The organism is Mesorhizobium sp. M4B.F.Ca.ET.017.02.2.1 (assembly GCF_003998955.1).
GTDB lineage: Bacteria > Pseudomonadota > Alphaproteobacteria > Rhizobiales > Rhizobiaceae > Mesorhizobium > Mesorhizobium abyssinicae.
Map to the genome: position 1 here is coordinate 1 of NZ_RZOF01000443.1, position 4,456 is coordinate 4,456.

General features: G+C 65.8%; 5 protein-coding genes. All 5 read left to right on the forward strand.

The genetic code is table 11. From position 1 onward, the window contains the following. Positions 1-263: TOBE domain-containing protein (locus tag EN738_RS31480; RefSeq protein WP_127287000.1), on the forward strand; the 263-nt coding region annotated here is incomplete at its 5' end. Further along, entirely contained in the window at positions 263-1,180 is a 918-nt protein-coding gene (locus EN738_RS31485) for an ABC transporter permease (protein WP_127287001.1), read from the forward strand. The genes EN738_RS31480 and EN738_RS31485, both read left to right, overlap by 1 nt. Continuing rightward, entirely contained in the window at positions 1,177-1,977 is an 801-nt protein-coding gene (locus EN738_RS31490) for an ABC transporter permease (RefSeq protein WP_127287002.1), read from the forward strand. Before EN738_RS31485 ends, EN738_RS31490 begins: the two co-directional genes overlap by 4 nt. Positions 1,978-1,998: 21 nt before the next feature. Next, positions 1,999-3,585: a gamma-glutamyltransferase gene (gene ggt, locus EN738_RS31495; RefSeq protein ID WP_127287003.1), complete on the forward strand. Its 1,587-nt coding sequence runs from the start codon at positions 1,999-2,001 to the stop codon at positions 3,583-3,585. Positions 3,586-3,656: 71 nt separating this feature from the next. Continuing rightward, positions 3,657-4,456: AMP-binding protein (locus tag EN738_RS31500; RefSeq protein WP_145966989.1), on the forward strand; the 800-nt coding region annotated here is incomplete at its 3' end.

Below are 4,456 nucleotides of genomic sequence, written 5' to 3' on the forward strand. Positions count from 1 at the left end.
ATCTGATGGTGGTGCGGCCGGAAAAGCTGCGCCTCGTCGCCGACGCTCAGCCGGCGGGCAGCGTCAACGTGATCCCGGCGACCGTCGGCGACGTCATCTACCAGGGCGACAGTTTCGCCTGCTATGCCACTCTGCGCGACGGCCGCCAGGTGACGCTGCGCGACTATTGCCGCTCCGACGTGCTGGCAAAGCTGCCAAGGCCCGGCGAGCCGGTCAATCTCGGTATTGATGCCGAGGATGTGGTGCTGGTGGCGGCGGACTGATGAGCCTGCAATCCGCGATACTGCCCCATGCTGGCGCCCCGACGCTCAACGCCGATGCGTTGCATGCCGATGCGCGCCGCGAATCCTTCGGGCTGCTGGCGCTGCTGTCGCCCGGCCTGCTGCTCGTCTTCGCCGTCATCATCGTGCCGATCGGCTGGCTGTTCTGGCTGTCGCTGTTCGACGAGACCGGCTCGCTGAGCGCTTCGAACTACGCGCGCTTCTTCCAGCAACCCTCCTACATCAAGACCTTCCTCACCACCTTCAAGGTTGCCTTCGCCGTCACCGGCGCCTGCGTCGTGCTCGGCTATCCGCTGGCCTACATGCTGTCGCAACTGCCGCGCCGCGCGGCCTCGATCTGCCTGATCCTGGTCATCCTGCCGTTCTGGACCTCAGTGCTGGTGCGCACCTATGCCTGGCTGGTCATCCTGCAGCGCAAGGGCCTGATCAACAGCTGGCTGATCGACCTCGGCGTCATTAGCCAGCCGCTGCCGCTCGCCAACAATTTCGCCGGCGTCATTATCGGCATGACCCACATCATGCTGCCGTTCCTGGTGCTGCCCCTCTACGCCTCGATGAAGACGATCGACATCGATTGCCTGCGTGCCGGCATGAATCTCGGTGCCAGCCCGGCCGCCACCTTCCGGCAGATATTCTTCCCGCTGTCGCTGCCCGGCCTCGCCTCCGGCGTGGTCATCGTCTTCGTGCTCTGCCTCGGATTTTTCGTCACGCCGGCATTGATGGGCGGCGGCAAGGTCATCATGTGGGCGATGCGCATGGAGCAGACCACCAGCCTCTATTCCAACTGGGGCGCGGGGGCCGCGCTCGGCGTCGTTCTGCTTGCCGTCACGCTCGCCCTGCTCGGCCTGTTCCAATGGCTGCTCGGCGCGCGCGCCACCGGCGTCTGGAGCTCGCGATGAGCATGGAAAACGCGCTGCCCATCTCGCACCGGCAACGGCTCTGGCTCTATACGCTCGGAGCGCTGGTCCTGCTGTTCCTGATCGCGCCGTCGGTCATCATCGTCATCATGTCGTTTTCCGGCTCGACGCTGCTGCAGTTCCCGCCCGAGCAATGGTCGCTGCGCTGGTACGAGAGCTATTTCGGTTCGGTCGAATGGCGCGATGCCACCGTCGTTTCGGTGAAGGTCGCTGTGATGACGATGATCGTGGCGACGCCGCTCGGCACCGCAGCCGCCTATGCCATCAATGCCGGCACGCTTCGGCTGACCGGCGCCATCAACGCGCTGCTCACCGCCTCGCTGATCATCCCGGTCATCCTGATCGGCATCGGCACCTTCTTCCTCTACGCCCGCATCGGCCTCAACAACACGCTGACCGGCCTCGTCATCGCGCATACCGTGCAGGCCCTGCCGCTGGTGGTGCTGACCGTTGTTTCCGGCCTGCGGTCCTACGACATGAACCAGGAGAAGGTGGCGCGCAGCCTCGGCGCCAACCGCTTCTCCGCCTTCCTTCAGGTGACGATGCCGCAGATCCGCTTCTCGATCGTCTCGGGCGCGCTGTTTGCCTTCATCACCTCGTTCGACGAGGTGGTGGTTTCGCTGTTCATCTCCGGCGGCGAAACCACGACGCTGACGCGCCGCATGTTCAATGCGCTGCGCGACCAGATCGATCCGACCATTGCCGCCATTTCGACTTGCCTGATCGTGCTATCGATCGTCTTGTTGTCCGCCGCTCAGCTTTTCGGCCGCGGACGTTGAATGCAGGGATACCGTAACAGCATGCGTGATTTTCAGTTTCCCGGCCGCTCGCCGGTCCGCGCCACCGAAGCCATGGCCGCGACCTCGCATCCGCTCTCGACCCTCGCCGCGATCGAGATGCTGCGCTCCGGCGGCAATGCGATGGACGCCGCCGTCTGCGCCGCCGCCGTGCAGGCCGTGGTCGAGCCGCAGTCGACCGGCATCGGCGGCGACTGTTTCGTCCTCTACTGTCCGAAAGGCCAGGGCGAGGTGCTCGCCTTCAACGGCTCGGGCAGGGCGCCGGCGGCGGCGACCGTCGACTGGTATCTGGAGAAGGGCTTCAGCGAATTGCCGAAGCAGGGCCCGCATGCGGTCACCATTCCGGGGGCCGTCGACGCCTGGTGCAGGCTGCTGGAGGATCATGGCCGCAAGGGCATCGCCGACGCGCTGGCGCCGGCGATCCACTATGCCGAAAACGGCTATGTCGTGCACGACCGCGTCGCCTTCGACTGGAAAGATCCCGAGACCGATCTGTCGGCCGATGAGGTCGCGGCGCGCATCTTCCTGCCCGGCGGCAAACCACCCAGGGCCGGCGACGTCCATCGCCAGCCGGAGCTTGCCGAAACGCTGCGCATCATCGCCAGGAAAGGCCGTGCCGGCTTCTACGAGGGTGCGGTGGCCGAGGACATCGTCGGTCGCTTGCGCCAGCTCGGCGGGCTGCACACGCTCGACGATTTCGCTTCGACCAAGGGCGACTACAAGGCCCCGGTTGGCATCTCCTACAAGGGCTACGGCATCCATCAGATGCCGCCGAACAATCAGGGCCTGACCGCGCTTTTGATGTTGAACGTGCTCTCCGGTTTTGAGCTTGGCGGGCTCGACCCCAATGGCGCCGAGCGCCTGCATCTGGAGATCGAGGCCGGGCGGCTGGCTTACCGCGACCGTGATACATTTCTCGGCGACCAGGATCATGTCGCCGTCCCGGTGAAAGAGCTTTTGTCCGCCGTCTATGCCGACCGGCTGCGCGCCGCCATCGACCGCGAACGCGCCATGACCGATTTGCCGCGCCTCGATCTGCCGGGCAGCGACACGGTCTACATCTCCGTCGTCGACCGTGACTTGAACGCCGTCAGCTTCATCAACTCGACCTACTATTCCTTCGGCAGCGGCGTCGTCAGCCCAAAGACCGGCGTCGTGCTGCAGAACAGGGGCACCAGCTTCCGGCTCGATCCGAAACATCCGAACGCGATAGCGCCCGGCAAGCGGCCGATGCACACCATCATGCCGGGCATGATGACGAAGGACGGCCGCGCGGTGATGCCGTTCGGCGTCATGGGCGGCGGCTACCAGCCTTTCGGCCATGTCCATCTTTTGACCAATATGATCGACTTCGGCATGGACCCGCAGCAGGCGCTGGACGCGCCGCGCGTCTTCTACAATCACGACGTCGTCGAGGCGGAGCGAAACGTCCGTCCCGACACAGTTGAAGGCCTTCGCCGGCGCGGCCATCAGGTGGTGGAGCCGGATCACCCGCTGGGCGGCGGGCAGGCCGTGCTGATCGACTGGGAGAAGGGAACGCTGACCGGCGCTTCCGATCCGCGCAAGGATGGAATGGCGCTCGGATACTGATGCCGGCGGCTTCACGATTGTGTGCTGCCGCTCGGCTGGATTTTTGCAGGCTGGAAAGATAGTCGGTGACCATGACCAATACCGCTGACACCGTGGACCTTGCGCACCGCCTCGCCCCCGGCGCCGCTGACGCGCCGGCTGTTTCGGCCCCTGACAGGCCGACGCTCACCCATGGCGGGCTGCGCCGGCTGATCCGCGAGACGGTCGCGAAGCTGAATGCGCTCGGCCTCGGCCGTGGCGACCGCGTGGCCATCGTGCTGCCAAACGGACCGGAGATGGCGACCGCCTTCCTCGCCGTGGCGGCGGCGGCCTCGACTGCTCCGCTCAATCCCGCCTACCGGGCCGACGAGCTCGATTTCTATCTCTCCGATATCGGCGCCAGGGCGATCCTGGTTGCCAGGGATGAGCAGGGGCCGGCGGTCGAAGTTGCCGAGCGTCTCGGCATCCGTGTGCTGCGGTTGCTGCCGCCGGATGACGCGCCCGCCGGCAGCTTCGCCATCGAAGGCGATCCGGTCGGTCCGCCCGTCGCGTCGGGATTGGCAGCGGAGGGCGACATCGCGCTGCTTCTCCACACTTCCGGCACCACCTCGCGCCCGAAGCTGGTGCCATTAAGCCATGCCAATCTTGCCGCCTCGGCCGGGCATATCGGCGCGACGCTCGGCCTGACCTCGGCCGATCGCTGCCTCAACATCATGCCTCTTTTCCACATCCACGGGCTGATCGCGGCTGTTCTGTCCTCGCTCGCCGCCGGTGGCAGCGTCTTCTGCACGCCGGGCTTCAATGCGCTGCGCTTCTTCCACTGGCTGGGCGAGGCAAAGCCGAGCTGGTACACGGCGGTGCCGACCATGCATCAGGCGATCCTGCCCCGCGC